This is a genomic window from Amphritea sp. (genome assembly GCF_016744155.1).
GTDB lineage: Bacteria > Pseudomonadota > Gammaproteobacteria > Pseudomonadales > Balneatricaceae > Amphritea.
Genome location: NZ_JADGEW010000026.1, coordinates 44,907 through 65,998, shown reverse-complemented (window position 1 = coordinate 65,998; position 21,092 = coordinate 44,907). Strand labels below are relative to the sequence as shown.

The window sequence follows — 21,092 nt, the reverse complement described above, 5'->3', positions numbered from 1 at the left end:
TACACGCAGAGTCGTATCTGCTGCTGTTGCTTGACCTGCAACACCCATGAATAAACCGATCGCAAGCGCTTTCTTTAAATTCATTATGTCTTCCTCTATGTACTATTATTATTGTTTATTACTAAATATGTTAAGCATTTATAGATTAATACCTTCTCGGAATCAACATATATATGCTCATGCAGTTGTCTTGGGCAGTCGCATTAAGCTGTGTGCCGCATTCCCTGAAATTGCGCGGCTCTGCTAAATACATCGATCTTATCGATAGAGTGGTTGGTTTTCTACGATTTAACTGATCTGAATCATTATAATATGATACCTATAAATACATCAATAGTAATATTTCTGTATCGCATTGGTCTTTAGTTGATGTCTCACAGGCTTTGTTCTATTTGGGCCTGTTCATGAGTAAAGCATGAAAAATGACAGATACGATACCTTTTTTTATAAATATTAGTCGTTAGGTGTAATCATTATTAACGTCCTGGATTTGTTAAGAAGGTTCTAGAAGCTATGCCATTAACTGGTGATAGCGGGCTAGATTAGTACAGTATCGAGGTGTGGACGTTAATGTGAGCTGAACTCAAACTTATCTGAAAAGGACTTAAAGAATATGGCAGCTAAGTGGGGGTGCTACTCAAAGGCTTTAAATTTCAGCTCAATATCTCTTAATCGGTGTTCTATATATTCTATGAATAGCTGCAACTTGTTAGTTTTTACTCTATTCGGGTACAGCGCATAGAGCGCAATTTCCGGGGTGCTCCAGTCTTTGAATAATGGTATTAATGCACCAGACTCTAGTGCATCGTAGCAAACTGAGGTTGGCAGCATCGCAATGCCATAGCCTTTCAGTGCGCACTGGAGCACCATGTCGAGACTGTTAACGTTGAGGCTGTTTCTGGTGTGAAGGATGATTTCTTCACTGTCTCGGGTGATCTTTATATGTTCACTTGTAGGGGAGTCAAAGGTTACAAAGTTCTGGCTGCTAATCTGATTGGGATGGGATAACAGCTGATGTTCTTCGAAGTAGGTTCTGGAACAACAAAAATGCAGTTTGCTTGAGAGTATCTTTTTACTTATTAAATTTGAGTCTTTAGGGGCTCCTCCTCTGATCGCCAGATCAAATCCATCATTAATGATATCGACGACCTCATTAGTAAAGAATATTTCCAGGTTAATCTGGGGGTGAAGCATGACAAAATCAGAGATTATGTCGTTTAACAAGCGGATAGAAACTTCCACGGGCAGGGTGATTTTCAGGTCGCCGGCTGGTTTTGTCTGAAAATTAGAGGCTTCATTCTCAATCTCTCTGAGCTGTGCCAGAGGGTAGGAGCTACTTTTATAGAGATGTATGCCGGCTTCGGTAAGGCTTAGCTTTCGGGTATCGCGGTTAATGAGTTTAACGCTCATACGTTCTTCAAGATTTTTTATCCGCCTGCTCAGGGTCGCTTTAGGGATATTTAACTGCTTGGCCGCTTTGGTATAACTATTTAGCTCAGCAATTTTACTAAAGCTATAAATGTCATCGAAATTACTCATATACCCTCTGATTGCCTATTATCGTTCCATTTATGGAATAGTAATGTCCAATTATGCGTATTGTGTACTGTTTATCAATGTATATAGTGTAGTCATATCGATTTTATATGGTGGACAGAACAACAATGACTGCACTTAATGAAACTCACAGTCCAGATCTCATAAGCTGGGTAGACTCAGCAAATGAGCCTGGGACCGATTTTCCAATTCAGAATCTGCCTTTTGCTATCTTTCGTAGACGCGAAAGCTCTGAACTTTTCAGAGGCGGTGTTGCGATTGGAGATCAGGTGGTTGATCTGGTCAAGGCTAAAGATACTGGTTTATTTGATGACCTGGCGCTTTCAGGTATTGAAGCTTGTGGTGGGAACTCACTGAATGCCTATATGGCACTAGGAAAAGAGTGTTGGTCAGCATTACGGTTAAGATTATCTCAGTTGTTACGTAATGAGATTACTGAAGAGATGAAAGGGGCGCTTGTTGAATGTTTAGTGCCTCAGGATCAGATTGAATTTTCTCTGCCTTGCACTATTGGAGACTACACTGATTTTTATACATCGATACATCACGCCACTACGGTAGGCTCTCTTTTCAGGCCTGATAATCCGTTGTTACCCAACTATAAGTGGGTACCGATTGGATATCATGGCAGGGCTTCGTCAATTGTTGTTTCAGGCGTTAACTTCCCCAGACCTATAGGTCAAACAAAACTGCCCGATGCTGATGCGCCAACGTTAGGCCCTTGTAAGCGTTTGGATTATGAGCTTGAACTGGGTGTTTATATGGGCGTAGGTAATAACCTCGGGACTCCGATCGATTTGGACAGTGCAGAAGATCACGCTTTTGGTGTGAGTCTGTTGAATGATTGGTCAGCCAGAGATATTCAGGCGTGGGAATACCAGCCGCTGGGGCCTTTTCTTTCTAAAAACTTTATTTCATCGGTATCGCCATGGATCGTAACTATGGAAGCACTGGCGCCATTTCGAGCGCAATGGACAAGGGACTCAGATGATCCACAACCCTTAGCTTATCTGGACTCTGATTCACTAAGAGATTCGGGTGCGATAGATATCAAGTTAGAAGTGTATCTGGAAACTGAAAAAATGCGCGAGACTTCTTCTCCAGCTGTACGGCTAGCGGAATCGAATTTCGTTCAGTCTTACTGGACTCTGTCTCAGATGATTGCTCACCACACGCTTACCGGCTGTAACCTGAGAACAGGTGATTTCCTGGGTACAGGAACTCAGTCAGGTGCGAGTGAAGGTGAAACAGGTTCTATGTTAGAGCTGAGTTCCGGTGGGAAAAAACCTTTCACCTTGCCTAATGGTGAACAGCGAACCTTCCTGGCAGATGGAGACAAAGTCATTCTTAAAGGCTGGTGCAGTGGCAACAGTGCTCGTCGGATAGGTTTTGGTGAAGTGTCTGGAGCCGTTATTTCTTAGGGATAGTGGCCCGGTTTTGAGTAATTGATTTAAGTATTCTATTTCTTTAAAAAATAAGAAAAATTCAAAGATAAGGAACCCCCATGATAAACATTAAGCAGATTCATCATGTTGCGTACCGCTGCAACGATGCAAAAGAAACGGTAGAGTTTTATAAGTATTATCTGAATATGGACTTTTTAGTTGCGATTGCTGAAGACAAAGTCCCCTCGACTAAAGAGCCAGATCCTTATATGCATCTGTTTCTGGATGCAGGCCATGGCAATATTTTGGCTTTTTTTGAATTGCCCAACTCTCCGAGAATGAGCAGAGATCTTAATACTCCTGAATGGGTTCAGCATATCGCTTTCGAAGTGGAAGATCGGGATGCCCTACTTGAAGCACAAGCAGAGCTTGAATCTAAAGGGCTTGATGTTTTAGGGGTAACAAACCACGGCATCATACACTCAATCTATTTCTTTGATCCTAATGGTCATCGTTTGGAATTGACCTATCGTTCAGGCACTCCAGAGCAGATGAAGCAGTTGGCAGAAGTGGCTCCATTAATGTTAGAGGAGTGGAGCCAGACTAAAAAGGCACCTAAGCATGCCGCCTGGTTACATGATGAAGAGTTCTCTTAGATCGACTAGCTTAATCGTCATTTATGATAATTTTCATTAAGGTTTCGAGATGATTTTATATGACTATTTTCGTTCATCTGCAGCTTATAGAGTTCGGATTGCGCTGAATCTAAAGAAAATTGCGTATACACAAATCCCGGTTGATCTAGTACAAGGCGCGCAGCGGAACAGGGATTATCTGCTAAAAAACCCCCAGGGTTTAGTGCCTCTTCTTGAAGATGATGGTCAGCTTATTCATCAGTCAATTGCTATCTGTGAATACCTTGATGAAAAGGTAACTGAGCCATCTATTATTCCTACGGATATCAACGAGCGGGCGATGATGCGCTCAATCGTGGGTATGATCGCGTCCGATATCCACCCGATTAATAATCTCAGGGTGTTGAACTACCTGTCGGATGAGGTGGGGATTACCGGTGAGCAGCGAAAAGCATGGTACCGACATTGGATGTTAGTGGGGTTGGAATCATTAGAGGAGTTCCTCAGCGCCTCTAATAAGACGGGTGATTTCTGCATTGGAGACCAGCCGACCCTGGCTGATATCTGCCTTATTCCTCAGTTATATAATGCACAGCGATTCAAGATTGAAACGGATCAGTTGAAAGTTATTAAACGTATTGAGTCCAACTGCCAAAAAATAGATGCCTTTTCAAGGGCCCATCCAGATGAAAATATTTGAACTGGATGCCCGAACTGCATAGCTTAGCAAGTGCTGGCTAAAGGTTATCTTCTGAATATTTTAAGTTATGGCACTTTCGTAAGCTCCAGAACCTTATTGGTTACTCTGTTGCTGACAAGTCAGCAGCATGCGCCCTGAGTATTACTTCTATTAAAAGACAACCGTACGTAAACTATTATGAAAAACTCTATGGTTTACATGATATTTAACTGCGCGGGCAAGCGTCTGGGCTTCAATATCACGCCCTACCAGGGTTAAGGTCTCTGCGTCACATGCATGATTTACCCGTTCAACCATCTGCTCAATGATAGGGCCTTCATCTAAGTCTGGTGTCACATAGTGGGCAGTTGCCCCGATCAACTTCACACCTCTTGAATATGCCTGGTAATAAGGTTTTGCGCCTTTAAAACCTGGTAAAAAAGAGTGATGGATATTGATACAGCGCCCAGCAAGAGTGGTACATATGTTATCTGTAAGTATCTGCATATAGCGGGCAAGCACGACAAGTTCGCTATGTGTTTCTTTAACGATTTCTAACAGCCGAGCTTCCTGCTGAACCTTGGTGTCTTTCGTTACCGGTAAATAGATGTACGGTATACCTTCTCGTTCAACCAGGTAACGCAACTCTTCATGGTTAGAAACCACTGCTGTAATTTCTATGTTGAGCTCATTGGTTGAACGCCGATATAAGAGATCGCGAAGGCAGTGGTCGTATTTAGAAACCATGATTAATACTTTAGTCGGCTCGGTCATGTCATGAATCGCCCATTCCATGTCGAATCGCAAGGCAGTTACCTCGAATGCCGCTTTCAATTGTTCAACACTTGGTTTTTTATCACCTTCAAAGACAAACTCAATAGATGAAAAAAAACGTTTTGAATCTAAATCATCAAACTGATGCAGCTCTTTTATGAAGCAACCGCTGTCGACAAAAAAATTACCAATAGCTGCAATGATGCCTGATCGACCAGGGCAACTGATTTTTAGATTAAATGAAGGTTTGTTTTTCATTTGGTATCCAATAGAGAGTTGTTTATCTTTCGTTGTTCTTAAAAAGAACGGCATTCAATCAGGGTGGAACCCCGATCAATATTTACGATATCAATGTTGCTGCGTTGAAAATTTGCGCAGCAGCAACACCCTTAATGGTATTGCTCATTAAGCTTTCATTCGGCTGCTGGATGGATCATAGAAGGGGCGTAGCGACGCTTGCGCTTCAAAACGTGTTTTGGCGATCTCTATCTCAAAGTGTCCCTCCTTAATTCGATCTGCGGATAGATCCGCTACCGTTACGTAGCCCATACCAATAGCAGATTTAACAGCATGGCCGTACATACCGGATGCTAGATAGCCGACAATACGGCCATCCATGATAATCGGTTCGTTATGATACAAAAGCGGTTCTGGATCTTTTAGCTGAAACTGGACTATACGGCGATCGGGTAATCCGGCAGCTTTGGCTTTGATAAAGGCGTCCCTACCGATGAAGTCTCCCGCATCAGGCTTTGCAGCAAAGCTGAGCCCCGCCTGGATCAGGTTGTCAGTTGCCCCAATATCATGGCCCCAGTGACGGAAGCCTTTTTCTAATCGAAGGCTGTTTACGGCGTGCAACCCGATATTGCTAATTTCAAATTCAGCCCCGGCTTTTTGCAACTCAGCAAAGACTCTTACGGAATCAGCTTTAGGTACAAATATTTCCCACCCTAGTTCACCAACGTAGGACAACCGCTGAAGCCAGACAGTTACACCTGCTACATTCGCATAACGGCCCGTGCCAAATACAAATGCGTCAGCCCCCAGATCAGTGTCGGCTACTTTTTCTAACACTAACCGTGCATTCGGACCTTGTAATGCAAGACAAGAGTAATCAGCACTTATATCCCGTAGCTGAACATTGCCTTTCAGGTTCTTCTTCAGGTACCACCAATCACGGTATACAGATCCGATACCGGTGGTAATCATAAAACTGTCTTTACCGGTTCTGGATACTGTGACATCAGCTTCAATGCCGCCACGAGCATTCAGCCATTGGGTGTAAGTGAGCGAGCCGGTTTCCCCTGACAGATCTCCAGCACAAATCCACTGAAGTGCTTTTAATGCATCTGGACCAGAGACTTCAAACTTGCCGAAAGATGATATGTCGTAAATTCCGACATTTTGACGTACCGCCATATGTTCCTGAGCATAAAAATCAAACCAGTTTTGGCGCTTATAACTGTAGCAATATTCAGCCTTAGCTCCGTGCTTTGCGAACCAGTTTGGTCGTTCATAGCCGGCGACTTCGCCGTAACAGGCACCTTGTTCTTTCAATACGTCATAGAGAGGTGATTGAATGCGGTCCCGTGCGGTTTTATATTGATAAAATGGCCAGTGCATCGCATAGGTGTGACCCAGTGCTTCGGGAATACGCTCTTCAATATAAGACTGTTCACGCTGGACTGAATTGAGACGCCGCAGATCACACTCCCAAATATCACCTGATGGATGACCATTGATAATCCAGTCAGCCATCAGCTTGCCTAAACCACCCCCCGCACCAATTCCTTTCGAGTTTAGGCCACAGGCGACAAAGAAGTTATCTACTTCTGGTGTTGGCCCAAGCAAGTGAAGGTTATCTGGTGTGAAGCTTTCTGGTCCATTAAAGAAAGTACGAATACCTGTTTCTTCCAATGCGGGGAATGTTTCCATGCTGCGCAGCAAGTATTCTTCAATATGATCCAGGTCACAGGGGAATTCATCAAAGCAGAAGTCTTCGGCAATCCGGTCCATTGAGCATCCACGTGCATTATGCTCAAACCAGCCGACCAACATCTTGCCGGCATCTTCTTTGAAATAGACGCCTTTATCAAAGTCACGCAGAACGGGGCGCTTACTCAGCCCCTTCATATCGTCGGTTACCACATAAAAATGTTCGCAGGCATATAGGGGTAGGTCGACACCAATTTTGGCTGCAATATCACGGGACCATAATCCACCGGCTAGTACGACCGTGTCTGCGGTGATCATACCCTGGTCAGTTTGAACACCGACGGCTTTGCCATTGTCGGTGAGAATCTCTTCGACTTTTACATTCTCAAAGACCTTAGCCCCATGTAACTTAGCCCCCTTGGACAAAGCCATCGTGGTGTCAACCGGGTTAGTCTGCCCATCCTTTTCTATATATAAGGCACCTATAACACCGTTGGTATCTATTCCTGGGTATAGTTCCTCAAGACGATCGTTATCAATCATCTCAGACTCGACGCCAAAAACACTTGCCATTGATGATGTTCTTTTTAACTCCTCCAGGCGTTCTTCATTACGCGCTATAGATAAACTGCCTATCTGGCGGTAGCCGGTCGCCTGGCCTGTTTCCTCCTCCAGAGAGGCGTAGAGCTCATGGCTATATTTGGCAAGGCTGGTTAAATATGGGGTCGGCCAAAGTAAACTTACCAATCCGGCAGCATGCCAGGTTGTGCCGCAGGTTAACTGTTTCCGTTCCAGCACCACAACATCTTTAACTCCCTGTTTAGCCAGGTGGTAGGCGATTGAGCAGCCGACTATTCCACCACCTATGATGACAACTTTAGATTTAGAGGGTAGTGCCTTTTTATCTGTCATATTAGAGCCTAAATTTGCATCATCAGGAATGTGATTAACAACGGTCGATTCATTGCATCTTAGGCTGATACTTACATATGAAGTAGAAGTCGACAATTGACAAAAAATTTAACAGTGGTAAGTTTTCTTACCATTAAGCGTAAGAAAAAATATATTAAGTAAGATATGTCTGACTATGAATAAACCTTTAAGTCACAGAAAACTTCCCCCGCTCAAAGCGCTAAAAGGCTTTGAAAGTACTGCGAGGCAACTCAGTTTTCGCAAAGCTGCTGAAGAGTTAAACCTTTCACATCCGGCGATCAGTCATCAGATACAGAGTCTGGAAGAAGATTTAGGGGTTAAGCTTTTCTATCGACACAACCGACAGATGACCCTCACTCCAGAGGGGCATCGTTACTATCCAATCGTCAGGGAAGCATTAGATCTATTAATCAACGGTAGTGAAATGATGCGGCGAAGTGCCAACCCTGCATCACTGCGGGTACAAACTTATATATCGATATCGATTCGTTGGTTTTCGCGTAAGTTACCCCGTTTCAGAAAGCTTCATCCTGAGTTCGACGTACAGTTGATCTCATGTATCGAAGAACAAAACTTTGATGAAGCGACTGCAGATATAGGGTTCATATTTTGTCGTCAGCCTCCTGAGAGCCACTTTTGTTGGATTCCTCTGTTTAAGCCAACGCTGTTTCCTGTCTGTAGCCCGACGTTAACCAAGCATAAAACTAACTTGCACCCGGAGGAATTATTACAGTATCCCTTAATTTCAGTCACCTCAGAATCCTGGAAGTGGCATGATTTTTTTGAACCGCTGGGAGTCGAAAATATATCAGGTAGTAACATCAGCGTTGATAGCACTGCGATGGCTTTAGAGATGGCGATGGACGGAGAGGGAATTGCCTTGGTTAATGGCCCCTTTGCGGAGCGTGATCTGGCTGCGGGGCGACTGATCAGGCCTACGCCTCATGGCATTGAAGAGTTCGGTGAATGGGGGCTTATATGTCGAAGGGATATGCGGGAGCAAAATAACATCCGCTCTTTCATCGAGTGGCTTCAAAATGACATTTCATAAATCGAAAGCCAGGTGCCTCTATAGGGTGTGCAGTAAGGTAGGCTTATACGGCGATGTTTAGCGTTGGCCAATTAGCTTTTCTGGGTAAGCTGCTACTCCAGATTCCGGAGTCTATTTTGATCAGCATATTAAGAAGGCTAAAGAGGGCCTTAAAGCGACTCGATATCCGCATGAGTAGAGCTAATCAGAAGAGATGAAACCTAGCGCAATACATGAGAAAAGGACGCTAGAGAGTAAAAAAAACCAGTCAAAAGACTGGTTTTATACTTTTAAATTGGATGTTTTAGAGAGTATCCGGTTGATGCAAGTACCAGTGAGCGAAGGCTTCGGCAGGCATTGGCCGGGCGAGAAGAAAGCCCTGCATCTGGTCGCACCCCATGTCCCTGAGAATCTCCAACTGTGCTCGAGACTCAATACCCTCAGCAACAACCTTGAGGCCGAGTACATGGCTCATCTCAATAATGGATGAGACGATGGAACGATCCACATCTGATTGTTCAATATCCACCAGGAAGCTTCGGTCTATCTTAAGGATATCTAAGGCAATGTTGCGGAGATAACTCAGGCTTGAGTAGCCTGTTCCGAAATCATCAATAGCCACCTGAATACCCTGATTGCGAAGGGTATTAATACCTTTCTGTGTTTCTTCCAGACAGTGCAGGAAGCATGACTCAGTTAATTCAATTGAGAGTAGGTGAGGGGGGATATTGTAGCGATCAAGCATTGTCATAATCTGAAAGGCGATATCAACATGCAAAAATTGCTTCGCCGAAATATTGATCGCAACGGTAGTCTCCAGACCATGCTTACACCACTCGGATATCTGCAGGCAGGCTTCCTCAATGACGAATTCGCCGATACGGGTGATTAGGCCCATATCTTCAGCCAGAGGAATAAATTCAGCGGGTGAGACGTAGCCTAACTGAGGATGTAACCATCGAATCAGCGCTTCACACGCAGTCGATTGACCATCTCTTAGATCAATTTTTGGTTGGTAGTACAGTTGGAACTCACCGTTACTAATTGCTGCTTGAAGATCGCTGCCTAGCTGATAACGGGAATGGATTAGTTTGTGTTGTTCTAAAGAGAAAAATCGCAAGCTGTTGCGGCCGGAATCTTTTGCCAGATGTACCGCCGAGTCGGCACATTTAAGCAGCGTCTCTGCATCGGTTGCATCGGTCGGAAAGAAGCTGACACCGATGCTAACGGTGGCCTTTAACTCGGTATCTTCAATCAGAATAGGCTGACTGATAGTGTTCAGAAGCCGATTAAGAAATTCACTGATGTGAGGGTTGTTATCGACATCGGTTAGGATAAGGTTGAATTCATCTCCTCCGAACCGGGCAACGGTATCGCCGTCATCCAGTTGGGCTTCGACTCGTCGTCCTATCTCTTTTAGCACCTTATCGCCGATGTCATGACCATGCAGATCATTTATCTGCTGGAAGAAGTCGACGTCGATATAGGCCACTGCAACTCGGTGCTCGTGCTCCCGGGCATAGCCTAAAGATAGCTGCAGGCGGTCGTTAAATAGCTTACGGTTGGGGAGTTTAGTTAGTTCATCGAAATAGGCGAGCCGCTTAATGCGTGCCTCCGACTTTTTCATCTCAGTCAGGTCAGAAAAGATTGACGCGTACTGAGAGATATCTCCGTTTTCATCGGTGATAGCTGTAATGCTGAGCCATTCGGGATAGACAGTGCCATCTTTACGTTTGTTCCAGATCTCTCCTTGCCAGAGCCCCTTCTTAAGCAGGCTTTGCCACATCTGCTGATAGAATTCATCGTTGTGACGCCCGGAACTGAGAATGTTTGGGTTCTTGCCCAGAACCTCATCGCTCAGATAGCCGGTAATCTCAGTAAATGATGGGTTAACCCGCAGAATTTGCGCATCACGGTTACAGATAACAATAGCTTCCATCGAAGCTTCTATTACTTTGTCCGCTAAGCGCAGGTTATGTTGTGATTGCTCTAGCGCTATATCCCGCTCGTTTAACAGTTCGCGTAGACGATAAACATAATCGTGCTCAACGCTGTTGAGAATATCAGAGTATGAGATAAGGCCGGTTATCTCTCCCTGTAAATCAGTGGTTGCCAGATGTTGAAACTGGTGCTCATGGAACACTTTACGAGCGTTATATAAGCTCAAATCCTGTTCAATGGTGACCAGCGTATGGCTGCATAATTCTGCGATTGAATCATTCTGTTTCTTGCTTGCAAGAAGAGCGATAGCATCACGCTCTGTAAAAATACCGCAGATTTTGTCTTTCAGACTTATAAATAGCGCTGAGCGACCGGATTCTTTTAAAATTTTGAGCGCTGAGAGAACTGTCTCATTCCCGTTGATGCTTTCCGGAGACTGGTCTGCAATATCCATTACAGAGCGGAGAAAAAGGTCATGTTCCATTCCGTGACTGTTGACGACATCTGTTTCCGAGATGATACCGCAGGCTTCACCGGCAGCATTTGTCACTACTAAGTGGCGCACATCGTCCGATATAAATCGGAGGCCCGCTTTGTCTACTGACTCATCTTCTGAGATGGTCAGGACCGGCGAGGTCATAAACTGTGCCGCGGGCGCTATTTGATTCTTGTCTAACCAGAGTTTAATCAGATCTCGACGGGTAACGATTCCAACAGGGTAATGATTCTCGCAGATAACAATACAGCCAATTCGTTTGTTAGCCATTGTTTCTATTAGAGATATAGCCGGAGCATCTGGAGTGCTGGTGATCAAGTCCGATTGAGCAATATGCCTGACTCGAAGCTGGCTCTTAATTTGGGGAAGGCTGGAAATCAAGAATGTGACCTTTTTCTACCAGAGATTATGTGGGTAATGTAGGGCTATATTAACACGTACAATTCAAACGATAATAGTCTGTGATTCCCCAGATTGAGTGGTTTTTAAATAATTATTTAAACAAAACAATCGTTGTTATATATCAATTGTTTAGCGCTGTTTCTGGTTGCTGTAGGACTCGTTTTACGACTGAACTAATACTTACTGATCTTTCTTTGTCCTGCTTACGTAACAGACTGTATGAAATATTTAATTCGATCAGGCCATTCACAAATTCTCTGGGTCAACCTGGGGGGGGGGCAACTGTGCTGGTGGTGCGCCATCTTGTTGGCCGATTCAAGCCTGATGATACTTGCGGCCTTGATAATTTTGCATCTGTTGTTCCACAGGCATCCCGCACATGAAACGGCGGTGTTGCTGAGTTGCGGACTAACTGGGTTTGCGGTTGATCTGCTATTGACTGCTACCGGGGTGTTTCGTTTCGGTATTTCTGCGTTTCCACCGCTTTGGTTATTGTTTCTCTGGTTCTGCTTTAGCGCCACGTTGCGACAAAGCATGACCTATTTCCATGGACGGTGGGTTCTCGCTGCAATCTGCGGCGGAATATTTGGCAGCCTGACATATATTGCCGCAGGTAACTTTGGAGCAGTGGTGTTTGGTTTGCCCCTTTTACAAACCTTCCTGCTTCTGATGCTGGTGTGGATGGTGCTTTTCCCATTGCTGCTTTGGCTAAGCGGCCAGCGATTTTCGGAGAAATTTTCTGATGCGACTTAATCTTTTATTTATCGTTTTAATGATTTTCGTGGCTGGGGCTGTTCATGCGAAGTCTCAGTCTCTGCCTAGCTTTATGAAACCGATTGGACAGGCGGAACTGAAAGTACTTTGGTTTAGCGTTTATACAGCAACATTGGCAAGCCCTGACGGGCGCTTTATATCGGTTTCAGAGCCGCTGCTATTGACGCTTAAATACAAACGCACCATCAGTAGACAGGATCTCCTTGATGAGACGGAGCAACAGTGGGATCAGGCCGGTATTGAGTTAGATAAATACGCCCCCTGGTTGTTGAAACTAAAGGAAATCTGGCCAGATATCAGTGAAGGGGATTCCCTGACGTTTTATCAGAATGTAGAGGGGGATGGGCATTTTTATTATAACCAAGGGTATATCGGCACTCTGGCAGATGAGATGTTTTGCCAGGCATTTCTGAATATCTGGTTATCGGATAACAGTAATTTTCCGCAACTCACAAAAGCGCTAACCGGTAAATCCGGAGATTAATGTGGAGATGGATATGATTAATATGACAACGTTTTTGCCCCTGGCATTGCCTATTTTACTGATACTGCCAGGTTGCGCGGCCAGCGTTGATGATTATAGGAATGATAAGCCTGTTCTGGAATTAGATCGTTTTTTTGATGGACGTCTGGTGGCTTATGGCATGGTTCAGAGCTTTTCAGGCAAGGTAACCCGACGCTTTAAAGCCGATATCATCGGTCAGTGGCAGGATGACCGAGGAACACTGGATGAACAGTTTTTTTTCAGTGATGGAGAGCAGCAGAGCCGTTGCTGGAAATTAGTTAAACAGGGTAATAGCTATCGAGGTACAGCCGGAGATATTGTAGGTGAGGCGTTAGGTGAAGCTCAGGGCAATACCCTAAACTGGCGTTATACTCTGCAAGTCCCGGTGAATGGAAAGGTATGGGATATATACCTGGATGATTGGCTCTACCTGATTGATGAGAACAACCTGATCAACCGGACTAAAATGAAAAAGTTTGGTCTTACGGTTGGTGAGCTGACGTTGCATATTCGTAAGCTATCAGATGCAGAAACCGCTTTAGTTGAAGCCGTTGAGCCGGCCTGCAACCCAGCGGAGGACGTATGAACTCGATGGATCTGCCCTGGAAGAGCGCCTGGGTGACAGGTGCAGGAAGAGGCATAGGTGCTGAGGTTGCGCGCTTGTTGTGTCGTAACGGCGTTACTGTGTATGGGTCAGCCCGAACAACAGAGCAGCTAGAGCTGCTACAGCAGGAACTGGCAGAGTGTTCCGGCAAGTTAATAGTGGTACCGCTGGATATTCGTGACTTAGCGGCGGTACAAGAGCAGTTTAATATGTGGGACAGTGAGGGGATATTACCTGATCTCGTGGTATTAAATGCGGGCAGTCATGACCCTTTTTCTGCTGCTGAGTTTTCTGCGCAGCGTTGTAAAGCGCTGCTTGATATTAACCTACAGGGCACCGCTAATTGCCTTGAACCTATTTTATACCGTTATCTTGGTAGGGTATCTGAACAAGCTACCGGTGAATCTGATCGCGTGTTTATACCTGAATTAAAAGGCCATATCGCGGTGGTTTCATCTGTTGCCGGTTATCGGGGCCTTCCAACTGCCGCAGCTTATGGGGCGGGGAAGGCGGCACTGATCAATCTTTGTGAGTCCCTTTATCTTGATTTGCAAGGTACTGGCGTCAGGATACAGTTGATCAATCCTGGTTTTGTTCGTACGCCGCTTACGGATAAGAATGAGTTTCCGATGCCTGCGTTGATGGAGCCGGATGAAGCTGCCAGACGAATAGTTCAGGGGCTTTTGAGCAAGCGCTTTGAGATCGTATTTCCACGTCGCTTTGTTTATTGGCTAAAGCTCTTCAGGTTGTTGCCCTACAGCTGGTACTTTAAACTGATAGGCCGAGCTACCGGAGCGGGTAAAAATGTCTGAATTCTGCGATTCTTTAAATATACCTCTACTCAATAGAGAAGCCCTAGACTGTTATGGAACTCAGCTAACGCAACTAACACCGAACAACCTTGAGGCGTTAGGTAGGTTGGTTACCGATGAGATGTGTTTTAGTGACCCGTTTAATAAGGTTCAGGGAAAGGATCTTTTTATTGGTGTGATGGCTGAGATGTTTGAGCAGTTGGATGATGTGCGTTTTGATTTATTGGACTCCCAGATACAAGGCAGCGTTGGTTATCTTTACTGGCGTTTCTCTGCTGCTTCATCTTTAACGGGAGGTTTCTCTACCGAAGGTTGCAGCCGCATCTGTTTTAATGAAACCTGGCTGGTGACAAGTCATCAGGACTTTTGGGACGCCAGCGCATTGATGCAGCAGTTTCCCTTATTAGGAAAGGTGATTCGAATGATACGAAAGAGGGCTGCTTACAAAGCGGCATAATGAAAAAGTGTCGGAGTGGTGGCGCGACTAAAATTTGCGATAGGCCTGTCTTACCATACACTCTATAACGCTGCTGCCATTACCCATTCTGGGGGGGATCACTTAAACCTGTGATAACAAAGCAATGTTACAATAAAGCTCACATTCAGAATTACGTATGGCAGCTTATATGCGTTCGAAACCCTACCTTATTCCCCCCCGTCCCGAGACACTTATAACGTTATCTTCCCTATTGAAGCAGAGTGAACCGAACCTGGATGCCGTTGTAAATGTTATTAAAGCAGACGTGTCATTGTTTACTGTGGTTATGTCGACGGCTAACAGCCCTGTTTTTTCAGGCGCTAGTACATTTAAAACGCTGCATCAGGCGGTTATGCGATTGGGTCTGAAACGTCTTTATACCCTTACAGAGCTTATATTATTAAGAAAGTCTCTTTCAAAGACGGGTCGTCTGGACCGGTTTTGGGATACTGCGCTAGAAGTTGCTGAACTTGCTGCAGAGCTAGCACCTAAATTGTCTAAAGAAAATCCTGATCAGGCATATGCTTTGGGGATGTTACACGATTGTGGCGTGTCGCTAATGATGGAAAACTTTCCGGACTATCGTGAGTTTCTCAACTCAAATGAAGGCCTGAACCATTCTGCGCTTAGCATGAAAGAAATAGAACTTTTCGGCGTTGATCACTTTACAGTAGGTGCTGAAATTGCTGAGTCATGGCAGATGCCTAAAGATATATGTGATGCGATCAGGCTACAACTTAACTATCCAGCAGAATCACTAACTCAACTCGATGAGGTGGGGGATAGAAGCAAGATGCTATTTTGTTTAGTTTTTATTGCTAAAGCTATCAGCGACAGGTATCGCCGCTTTTGGCGACTGGATAGTCCCCGTAATGAAAATTATGAGCTGAAAGGAGTGTTGGAGTATCTGGGGTTACCTGAGATGGACTATCTGGATATTCGTGATGATTATTTAGCAGAATTAGAACAGCAAACTTAATAGGTGAACTCAGGGTTTTAAGTAGTGATTATTGGCTACATCTAATGAATAGAGAGTGAATAGAGATATAAGGTCCGTCCCATATCTCTACAAAATCAAGGATTGCGGTTCACAATTTGGTATAGACCGACATCTATAGATCCCTCTTCGAAACCCGCTTCACAGTAGCAAAGATAGTAGCGCCATAAACGCCTGAATCGTTCATCATAGCCCAGCTTTTCCAGGGCTTCAGTTTGTTGCTCAAAGCTTTCACGCCAGTGCCTCAGAGTAAGCGCATAATCCTTACCGAATAGTTGTTTATGCTGAAGATCAAATCCGTGTTCTTCAAACTTTTGTTTCAGACGGCTGATACTAGGCAACATGCCACCCGGGAATATATACCGTTGAATAAAATCAGCTTGTTCCCGGTAGGTCTCAAATCGTTGGTCTTCAATACTGATGACCTGAAGGACCGCTTTGCCGTTAGGTTTGAGGCAGTTTTTAAGGGTTTCAAAGTAGGCATCCCAATATTTTTCACCCACCGCTTCAAACATTTCGATGGAAACTACACCATCGTATCGGGTGATCAGGTCCCGGTAATCGGTCAGGCTAATGTTTGACCGCTTTTCCAGGCCTGCTGATGCCAGTCGGTCACGGCTCCACTGCAGCTGTTCTTCCGAAAGAGTTACCCCATGAACTCTAACGTTATGTTGCTGTAGTAACTGCTCAGCAAACCCGCCCCAGCCACAACCGATCTCAACAATATGATCGTTTTTTTGTGGGCCAAGCATGTCGATAATCTGTTGGTATTTAGCGGTCTGAGCCGCTTCGAGGCATTGTTCATCCGAATCAAATAGAGCGGCTGAGTAAGACATAGTCTTGTCCAGCCAAAGCTTATAGAAATCGTTTCCTAAATCATAGTGAGCCGCTATGTTGCGACGGCTACCAGCACGGCTATTTTGATTACGCCAGTGATAGATATTATGTGCTAGCTTTTTCAGATGACCTGCTTTAGCAATGCCTTCAAGAATGGCCTCATTTTGTAGCCCCCAGCGAAGCAGAGTAGTCAGATCCTGAGTGTCCCATTCTCCAGCTATATAGCCTTCAGACCATCCGGTTGAGCCGCCCGTAAAAAGTCTTAAAAGGCAGCGTAGGTTATTCAATTTAACGGTGACTTCGAATCCTTGCTGATCACCAAAGCTGGTGTGGTAGCCGCTTGGCATAACCATGTGAAGCCTGCCTTTGGATTTGTTAAGAGGCGCTTTAAACCTATTGAGTATTTTTTGCTCCAGCCAGCTGGCTTTGTTCTCGTTTAGCTTGTAATCGAGCTTATAGCCTGGCTTTATCTGTGAGTTGCCTGTGACTGCAGTAGCCGTGGAATTACAGGTTTTCATAGTGACTTTCTCCATGACGATCTGACCAGCTTATGCTGTAACTTTTAGAAGTATTTCTCGGTTGTAACTTAAGCCCCTTTATCAAGAGCCGCAGAGCTTCCCAGTGAATTGCGCCTATAACTTTCAGAGTCATCAATGGGTGAGTGAAAAAAAGCTTTAGCAGGCCTGGGTCGGAGATCTCTAATCGCTGTCCTGTAAATGTTGCATTTAAAATAGGAACATCTTCGTTATCCTCTTTACGGCTTTGTCGAATGCAGACAGAGACACTCTCTTTGGGGGGAAGGATTCTGAAGCTGTAGGCGGTGTCCATCGGCATAAACGGGCTGACATACATTAGTTTATGGCAGTTATGTCGGACGATCTTTTCTGCTGGCTTGTCGTTTACTAATAGGTAGCAATGTCGCTGGCCAAAGGTGTTGCTGACTTCATAGAGGATTACTTCGGGCTCATTCTTATGGTTATAGCAAAAGTAGACGCTCAGCGGATTGAAACTGTATCCCAGGATTCTTGGATAACAGAGTAGCTCTATGCGACTGGTTGCCGAGGCATAACCCCGTTCTGATAGCAGCCCAGTTATCTCTTTACGTAGCTGTCCGTCTCCTCGTCCGTGGTCACTCTCTCTGAATGAGAACAGACTGAAGCGACTGCGACTAAAGAGTCTGAATTTTTTGTGCAGGGCAGGAAGTTCATCCAGATCGAGACAGAGTGAGAATACACGATAGATGAAACGATGCTGTTTAGGCGTAAATCGATGGTGCATCACCACGCCGGTATAGACCGCTGAATTAAACTCATCCATTAATCTGCTCCATACGTTCAGTTCCGTCGTTTTCTTGGGTTAGCAGATCGGTCACAAATATTCTGCTGCTGGGCTCTTCCAGCTGCCAGGGGCGGGGGATTCCTCCTAACTGTTCAGCGAGGGCCAGGCCTGATTGAATACCATCTTCATGGAAACCATAGCCAAACCAGGCGCCACAGAACCAGGTGTTCTGATGCCCCTGAAGGCTCCAAAGCCTTTTCTGATTCGCCAGTGAATCTCGCCCAAAAGCGGGATGGTCGTAGAAAAAACTACGTATCATCTTCTCGGGAGCCGGCTCTCTCAGCGGGTTAAGCGAAACGATGATAGGTTCTTCTGTGGCTAGTGGCTGTAGGCAGTTCATCCAGTAACTAACGGATACCTGTCGGTCGTCGAGTCCACTACCAGAAGCCATATAGTTCCAGCTAGACCAGGTTTTCCGGTCTTTTGGCAGTAAGCTTTGATCTAGATGAAGAAAAGCCTGATTACGTTGATAGGGAAAACTACTCAATAGTTGTTGCTCTTCGGGGGTAGGGTTGGCTAACAGGGCCAAGGCCTGATCTGCATGGCAGGCCAGTACAACATCGTCATAATGTTCTCGGGCACCGTGCAGGTCTTCAATAATGACACCTTCGGGCTGACGTATTACTTTATGAATACGACTGTTTAGCCTTACTTTGCCGTCTAGCTCGGCAGCAATTTTACGAACATATCCGATACTTCCGCCGGGAATGGTATGCCATTGGGGGCGGTCACTAACCTGAAGTAGGCCATGGTTCTTACAGAATCGAAGGAAGCTCAGTGCCGGATAGTCCAGCATCTGTTTGATCGGGGTAGACCATATCGCTGCCCCCATAGGTAAGAGGTGATCATAAATAAAACGATCTCCGTAGCCCTGTCGTTGTAGCAACTCGCCCAAACTGATCTCAGCAAGTGATGAATCAAGCATCATATTGTCGGCATTGCGGTAAAACCGCATCAGGTCTTTGAGCATCGACCAGAAAGGCGGACTGATCAAATTACGTTTCTGAGCAAACAAACCACCCAGGCCCGAACCACTGTATTCTAATTGACCATCATTGATAGAAACTGCAAAAGTCATATCCGTTTCACAGGTTGGCAGATTAATATGCTCAAAAAATTTCACCAGGTTAGGGTAGTTAACCGGGTTAAAGACAATAAAACCTGTGTCTACATTGATCTGCTGACCTTTGAGATCAAAACTAACCGTATTTGAGTGGCCACCGAGTCGGTCGTCTTTTTCATAGAGGGTTACCTGGTGGGCTTTATTCAGGAGCCAGGCGCAACTCAGACCTGCTATACCTGATCCTACAACGGCAATTTTTCTTGGGCGAATGGCGGCAATATTCATCTGATCAGTCCATACTGTGATCTGTTTGAAAGACTTTACGTGACCTATTTCAAATAGGATCACAATTTCTTTTGTGAATAACAGCTTACAGAGTAATTGTTTTTTTAAAACTTAGTGATCCGGGTATAACAATTAATACGTATAGGGCTATATGAATAACAGACCACCGGGTGAAGATTTGGAAAATATCGTACAAATCAGCCAAGCCGATATGGGCAGTTCTGATTGGAGCGATCTGTTGGCCAGTTTGTCAGAGAATAACGATAAGCGGGTTTATGCCAGGCTGTTTCATCATTTTGCCCCCAAGGTAAAGGCATATGTTGTCCGTCTTGGGGTAAATGGTGGAGCTGCTGAAGAGGTGACTCAGGAAGTGATGCTGTCTATATGGCGCAAGGCGCATATGTATCATCCGGAGAAAGCTGCTGCCAGCACCTGGATATTCAGATTAGCGCGTAACCAGAGTATTGACTGGATGCGTAAACAGAAATACCCCCTATATAGTCTCGAGGAATGGAGCGAAACCGCTGCAGAACCAGGCCAGGGTGAACAAGAAGTACTGTCTGATCGTGTAGCGAAGGCAATAAGTTTACTACCGGAAAAACAGTCACAGGTTATCTATATGTCATATTTCGAAGGGCGGTCACATGGTGACATCGCCAGCCGTCTCGATATCCCTTTGGGAAGTGTTAAGTCCAGGATTCGTCTGGCATCAGAGAAATTGAAACAGATCTGGGGAGGTGAGTGTGAACATTAATCACCATCTGGACGAAGCAACCCTTATTAGCTATTCAGCAGGCGCTCTATCTCAGGGAATGGCGCTGGTGGTAGCGACGCATATTTCTATTTGTGACCAGTGTCGTCAACTGGCAGAGGCTAATGACGCTCTTGGAGGGGCACTGCTTGAGTCTCTTGAATCTGAGAAGGTAGGTGACACTATGCTGGCTAATCTACTATCGCAGCTTGATGATCAGCCATCTGAAATAGTGACTTTGGCTCCTGTAAAACGTGACCCGGAAATTCCGGCACCTTTGAGCGACTATATTGATGGTTCTCTGGATCAGCTGGAGTGGAAGCGTATCGTTCCGGGCGTGGCGTACTATGATATGCCCTGGGAAGGTCGTGGGGTTTCCCGTTTGCTGAGAATAGCCCCGGGTAAGTCGATGCTGGCCCATACCCACGATGGTAATGAGCTGACAATGGTTTTGCGTGGTTCGTTTTCAGATGAAGTAGGGCGGTTCTGCCGGGGTGATGTTGCTGATTTGGATGATCAGATAGAGCATCAGCCGCTGGTGGATAGTGAGGAAGACTGTATCTGTTTGATTGCAACCGATGCGCCACTGCGATTTACCACGTTGTTTGGTAAATTAGTTCAGCCAATAACCGGATTTTAATAAGTATTTTATTATGAACCAGTTGAATCCCAATAAGCTGAATCTGAGTAAATGGACAGCGGTTAGCCCTCAAAACCGGGAGAAGCATTTTCTGGTGACAGAGCTCATAAGAGACGAAGAGGGTGTTGTGCAGCAGTGTGTGTTGGAAGCGGTGCTGACTCATCGTCAGCAGATGCTTCCCTGGCAGCAACTCAAAGATAGCGACTGTTGGCAGCAGGGTTGGAGTTGAGATTCTTTATGT

20 protein-coding genes are annotated in these 21,092 nt (G+C 45.2%); 13 read left to right on the top strand and 7 right to left on the bottom strand.

Annotated elements, in window-relative coordinates:
* Positions 1 to 633: 633 nt before the first annotated feature.
* Entirely contained in the window at positions 634 to 1,539 is a 906-nt protein-coding gene (locus QZZ54_RS16440; protein WP_290704394.1) for a LysR family transcriptional regulator, read from the bottom strand.
* 125 nt (positions 1,540 to 1,664) lie between these two features.
* On the opposite strand from QZZ54_RS16440, the gene fahA reads away from it, so the two are divergent.
* From fahA to maiA, 3 genes are all read left to right on the top strand, one after another.
* The gene (fahA, locus tag QZZ54_RS16435; protein ID WP_290704391.1) at positions 1,665 to 2,978 is read left to right on the top strand and encodes a fumarylacetoacetase; all 1,314 of its coding nucleotides are present in this window, start codon (positions 1,665 to 1,667) and stop codon (positions 2,976 to 2,978) included.
* 83 nt (positions 2,979 to 3,061) lie between these two features.
* Complete coding sequence (locus QZZ54_RS16430; RefSeq protein ID WP_290704388.1) at positions 3,062 to 3,598, top strand: VOC family protein; 537 nt, start codon at positions 3,062 to 3,064, stop codon at positions 3,596 to 3,598.
* Positions 3,599 to 3,647: 49 nt separating this feature from the next.
* Positions 3,648 to 4,277 carry a maleylacetoacetate isomerase gene (gene maiA / locus QZZ54_RS16425; RefSeq protein ID WP_290704385.1) on the top strand — a complete coding sequence of 210 codons (630 nt, stop codon included), beginning with the start codon at positions 3,648 to 3,650 and terminating at the stop codon, positions 4,275 to 4,277.
* Positions 4,278 to 4,427: 150 nt separating this feature from the next.
* Here the strand turns inward: maiA and purU are convergent, their stop codons facing one another.
* Together purU and QZZ54_RS16415 are read right to left on the bottom strand one after the other, a co-directional pair.
* Positions 4,428 to 5,288: a formyltetrahydrofolate deformylase gene (gene purU / locus QZZ54_RS16420; RefSeq protein ID WP_290704382.1), complete on the bottom strand. Its 861-nt coding sequence runs from the start codon at positions 5,286 to 5,288 to the stop codon at positions 4,428 to 4,430.
* 147 nt (positions 5,289 to 5,435) lie between these two features.
* Positions 5,436 to 7,877: an FAD-dependent oxidoreductase gene (locus tag QZZ54_RS16415; protein ID WP_290704355.1), complete on the bottom strand. Its 2,442-nt coding sequence runs from the start codon at positions 7,875 to 7,877 to the stop codon at positions 5,436 to 5,438.
* Between the two features lie 175 nt (positions 7,878 to 8,052).
* Here QZZ54_RS16415 and QZZ54_RS16410 point away from each other — a divergent pair, with 175 nt between their 5' ends.
* Positions 8,053 to 8,949, top strand: coding sequence for a LysR substrate-binding domain-containing protein (locus tag QZZ54_RS16410; RefSeq protein WP_290704353.1), 897 nt, complete (start codon positions 8,053 to 8,055; stop codon positions 8,947 to 8,949).
* A gap of 283 nt (positions 8,950 to 9,232) precedes the next feature.
* On the opposite strand, the gene QZZ54_RS16405 is transcribed toward QZZ54_RS16410, so the two are convergent.
* Positions 9,233 to 11,746 (bottom strand): EAL domain-containing protein, encoded by a 2,514-nt coding sequence (locus QZZ54_RS16405; RefSeq protein ID WP_290704350.1) that lies wholly within the window; start codon positions 11,744 to 11,746, stop codon positions 9,233 to 9,235.
* Between the two features lie 240 nt (positions 11,747 to 11,986).
* On the opposite strand from QZZ54_RS16405, the gene QZZ54_RS16400 reads away from it, so the two are divergent.
* The 6 genes from QZZ54_RS16400 (at position 11,987) to QZZ54_RS16375 (ending at position 15,919) form a co-directional block, all read left to right on the top strand.
* Positions 11,987 to 12,520, top strand: coding sequence for a DUF2878 domain-containing protein (locus QZZ54_RS16400; protein ID WP_290704346.1), 534 nt, complete (start codon positions 11,987 to 11,989; stop codon positions 12,518 to 12,520).
* Positions 12,510 to 13,025 (top strand): chalcone isomerase family protein, encoded by a 516-nt coding sequence (locus QZZ54_RS16395; RefSeq protein WP_290704343.1) that lies wholly within the window; start codon positions 12,510 to 12,512, stop codon positions 13,023 to 13,025. The genes QZZ54_RS16400 and QZZ54_RS16395 overlap by 11 nt, the downstream gene beginning before the upstream one ends.
* Positions 13,026 to 13,038: 13 nt before the next feature.
* Complete coding sequence (locus tag QZZ54_RS16390; protein WP_290704341.1) at positions 13,039 to 13,632, top strand: DUF3833 domain-containing protein; 594 nt, start codon at positions 13,039 to 13,041, stop codon at positions 13,630 to 13,632.
* Entirely contained in the window at positions 13,629 to 14,462 is an 834-nt protein-coding gene (locus QZZ54_RS16385; protein WP_290704338.1) for an SDR family NAD(P)-dependent oxidoreductase, read from the top strand. Before QZZ54_RS16390 ends, QZZ54_RS16385 begins: the two co-directional genes overlap by 4 nt.
* Complete coding sequence (locus QZZ54_RS16380) at positions 14,455 to 14,919, top strand: nuclear transport factor 2 family protein (RefSeq protein WP_290704335.1); 465 nt, start codon at positions 14,455 to 14,457, stop codon at positions 14,917 to 14,919. The genes QZZ54_RS16385 and QZZ54_RS16380 overlap by 8 nt, the downstream gene beginning before the upstream one ends.
* Positions 14,920 to 15,088: 169 nt before the next feature.
* Positions 15,089 to 15,919: an HDOD domain-containing protein gene (locus tag QZZ54_RS16375; RefSeq protein WP_290704332.1), complete on the top strand. Its 831-nt coding sequence runs from the start codon at positions 15,089 to 15,091 to the stop codon at positions 15,917 to 15,919.
* 95 nt (positions 15,920 to 16,014) lie between these two features.
* Here the strand turns inward: QZZ54_RS16375 and QZZ54_RS16370 are convergent, their stop codons facing one another.
* From QZZ54_RS16370 to QZZ54_RS16360, 3 genes are read right to left on the bottom strand one after another with little or no spacing between them, the layout of a single operon-like run.
* Complete coding sequence (locus QZZ54_RS16370; RefSeq protein WP_290704329.1) at positions 16,015 to 17,292, bottom strand: cyclopropane-fatty-acyl-phospholipid synthase family protein; 1,278 nt, start codon at positions 17,290 to 17,292, stop codon at positions 16,015 to 16,017.
* On the bottom strand, positions 17,279 to 18,091 hold the full coding sequence (locus tag QZZ54_RS16365; RefSeq protein ID WP_290704326.1) for a DUF1365 domain-containing protein: 813 nt from the start codon (positions 18,089 to 18,091) through the stop codon (positions 17,279 to 17,281). Before QZZ54_RS16365 ends, QZZ54_RS16370 begins: the two co-directional genes overlap by 14 nt.
* Positions 18,084 to 19,460, bottom strand: coding sequence for an FAD-dependent oxidoreductase (locus QZZ54_RS16360; protein WP_290704323.1), 1,377 nt, complete (start codon positions 19,458 to 19,460; stop codon positions 18,084 to 18,086). The genes QZZ54_RS16365 and QZZ54_RS16360 overlap by 8 nt, the downstream gene beginning before the upstream one ends.
* Before the next feature lie 151 nt (positions 19,461 to 19,611).
* Between QZZ54_RS16360 and QZZ54_RS16355 the strand changes: the two genes are divergently transcribed.
* Genes QZZ54_RS16355 through QZZ54_RS16345 form a run of 3 tightly spaced genes read left to right on the top strand, consistent with a single transcriptional unit; the run spans position 19,612 to position 21,080 of the window.
* Positions 19,612 to 20,214: a sigma-70 family RNA polymerase sigma factor gene (locus tag QZZ54_RS16355; protein WP_290704320.1), complete on the top strand. Its 603-nt coding sequence runs from the start codon at positions 19,612 to 19,614 to the stop codon at positions 20,212 to 20,214.
* Positions 20,204 to 20,851: a ChrR family anti-sigma-E factor gene (locus tag QZZ54_RS16350; protein WP_290704316.1), complete on the top strand. Its 648-nt coding sequence runs from the start codon at positions 20,204 to 20,206 to the stop codon at positions 20,849 to 20,851. Before QZZ54_RS16355 ends, QZZ54_RS16350 begins: the two co-directional genes overlap by 11 nt.
* A 13-nt stretch (positions 20,852 to 20,864) precedes the next feature.
* Entirely contained in the window at positions 20,865 to 21,080 is a 216-nt protein-coding gene (locus tag QZZ54_RS16345; RefSeq protein ID WP_290704313.1) for a TIGR02450 family Trp-rich protein, read from the top strand.
* The last annotated feature ends 12 nt before the right edge of the window (positions 21,081 to 21,092 follow it).

Coding starts and splice junctions, on each gene's coding strand:
- QZZ54_RS16400 (WP_290704346.1), top strand. CDS start 11,987: ATGAAATATTTAATTCGATCAGGCCATTCACAAATTCTCTGGGTCAAC.
- maiA (WP_290704385.1), top strand. CDS start 3,648: ATGATTTTATATGACTATTTTCGTTCATCTGCAGCTTATAGAGTTCGG.
- QZZ54_RS16390 (WP_290704341.1), top strand. CDS start 13,039: ATGATTAATATGACAACGTTTTTGCCCCTGGCATTGCCTATTTTACTG.
- QZZ54_RS16415 (WP_290704355.1), bottom strand. CDS start 7,877: ATGACAGATAAAAAGGCACTACCCTCTAAATCTAAAGTTGTCATCATA.
- QZZ54_RS16375 (WP_290704332.1), top strand. CDS start 15,089: ATGCGTTCGAAACCCTACCTTATTCCCCCCCGTCCCGAGACACTTATA.
- purU (WP_290704382.1), bottom strand. CDS start 5,288: ATGAAAAACAAACCTTCATTTAATCTAAAAATCAGTTGCCCTGGTCGA.
- QZZ54_RS16370 (WP_290704329.1), bottom strand. CDS start 17,292: ATGAAAACCTGTAATTCCACGGCTACTGCAGTCACAGGCAACTCACAG.
- QZZ54_RS16360 (WP_290704323.1), bottom strand. CDS start 19,460: ATGAATATTGCCGCCATTCGCCCAAGAAAAATTGCCGTTGTAGGATCA.
- QZZ54_RS16355 (WP_290704320.1), top strand. CDS start 19,612: ATGAATAACAGACCACCGGGTGAAGATTTGGAAAATATCGTACAAATC.
- QZZ54_RS16440 (WP_290704394.1), bottom strand. CDS start 1,539: ATGAGTAATTTCGATGACATTTATAGCTTTAGTAAAATTGCTGAGCTA.
- QZZ54_RS16380 (WP_290704335.1), top strand. CDS start 14,455: ATGTCTGAATTCTGCGATTCTTTAAATATACCTCTACTCAATAGAGAA.
- QZZ54_RS16365 (WP_290704326.1), bottom strand. CDS start 18,091: ATGGATGAGTTTAATTCAGCGGTCTATACCGGCGTGGTGATGCACCAT.
- QZZ54_RS16395 (WP_290704343.1), top strand. CDS start 12,510: ATGCGACTTAATCTTTTATTTATCGTTTTAATGATTTTCGTGGCTGGG.
- fahA (WP_290704391.1), top strand. CDS start 1,665: ATGACTGCACTTAATGAAACTCACAGTCCAGATCTCATAAGCTGGGTA.
- QZZ54_RS16410 (WP_290704353.1), top strand. CDS start 8,053: ATGAATAAACCTTTAAGTCACAGAAAACTTCCCCCGCTCAAAGCGCTA.
- QZZ54_RS16385 (WP_290704338.1), top strand. CDS start 13,629: ATGAACTCGATGGATCTGCCCTGGAAGAGCGCCTGGGTGACAGGTGCA.
- QZZ54_RS16345 (WP_290704313.1), top strand. CDS start 20,865: ATGAACCAGTTGAATCCCAATAAGCTGAATCTGAGTAAATGGACAGCG.
- QZZ54_RS16430 (WP_290704388.1), top strand. CDS start 3,062: ATGATAAACATTAAGCAGATTCATCATGTTGCGTACCGCTGCAACGAT.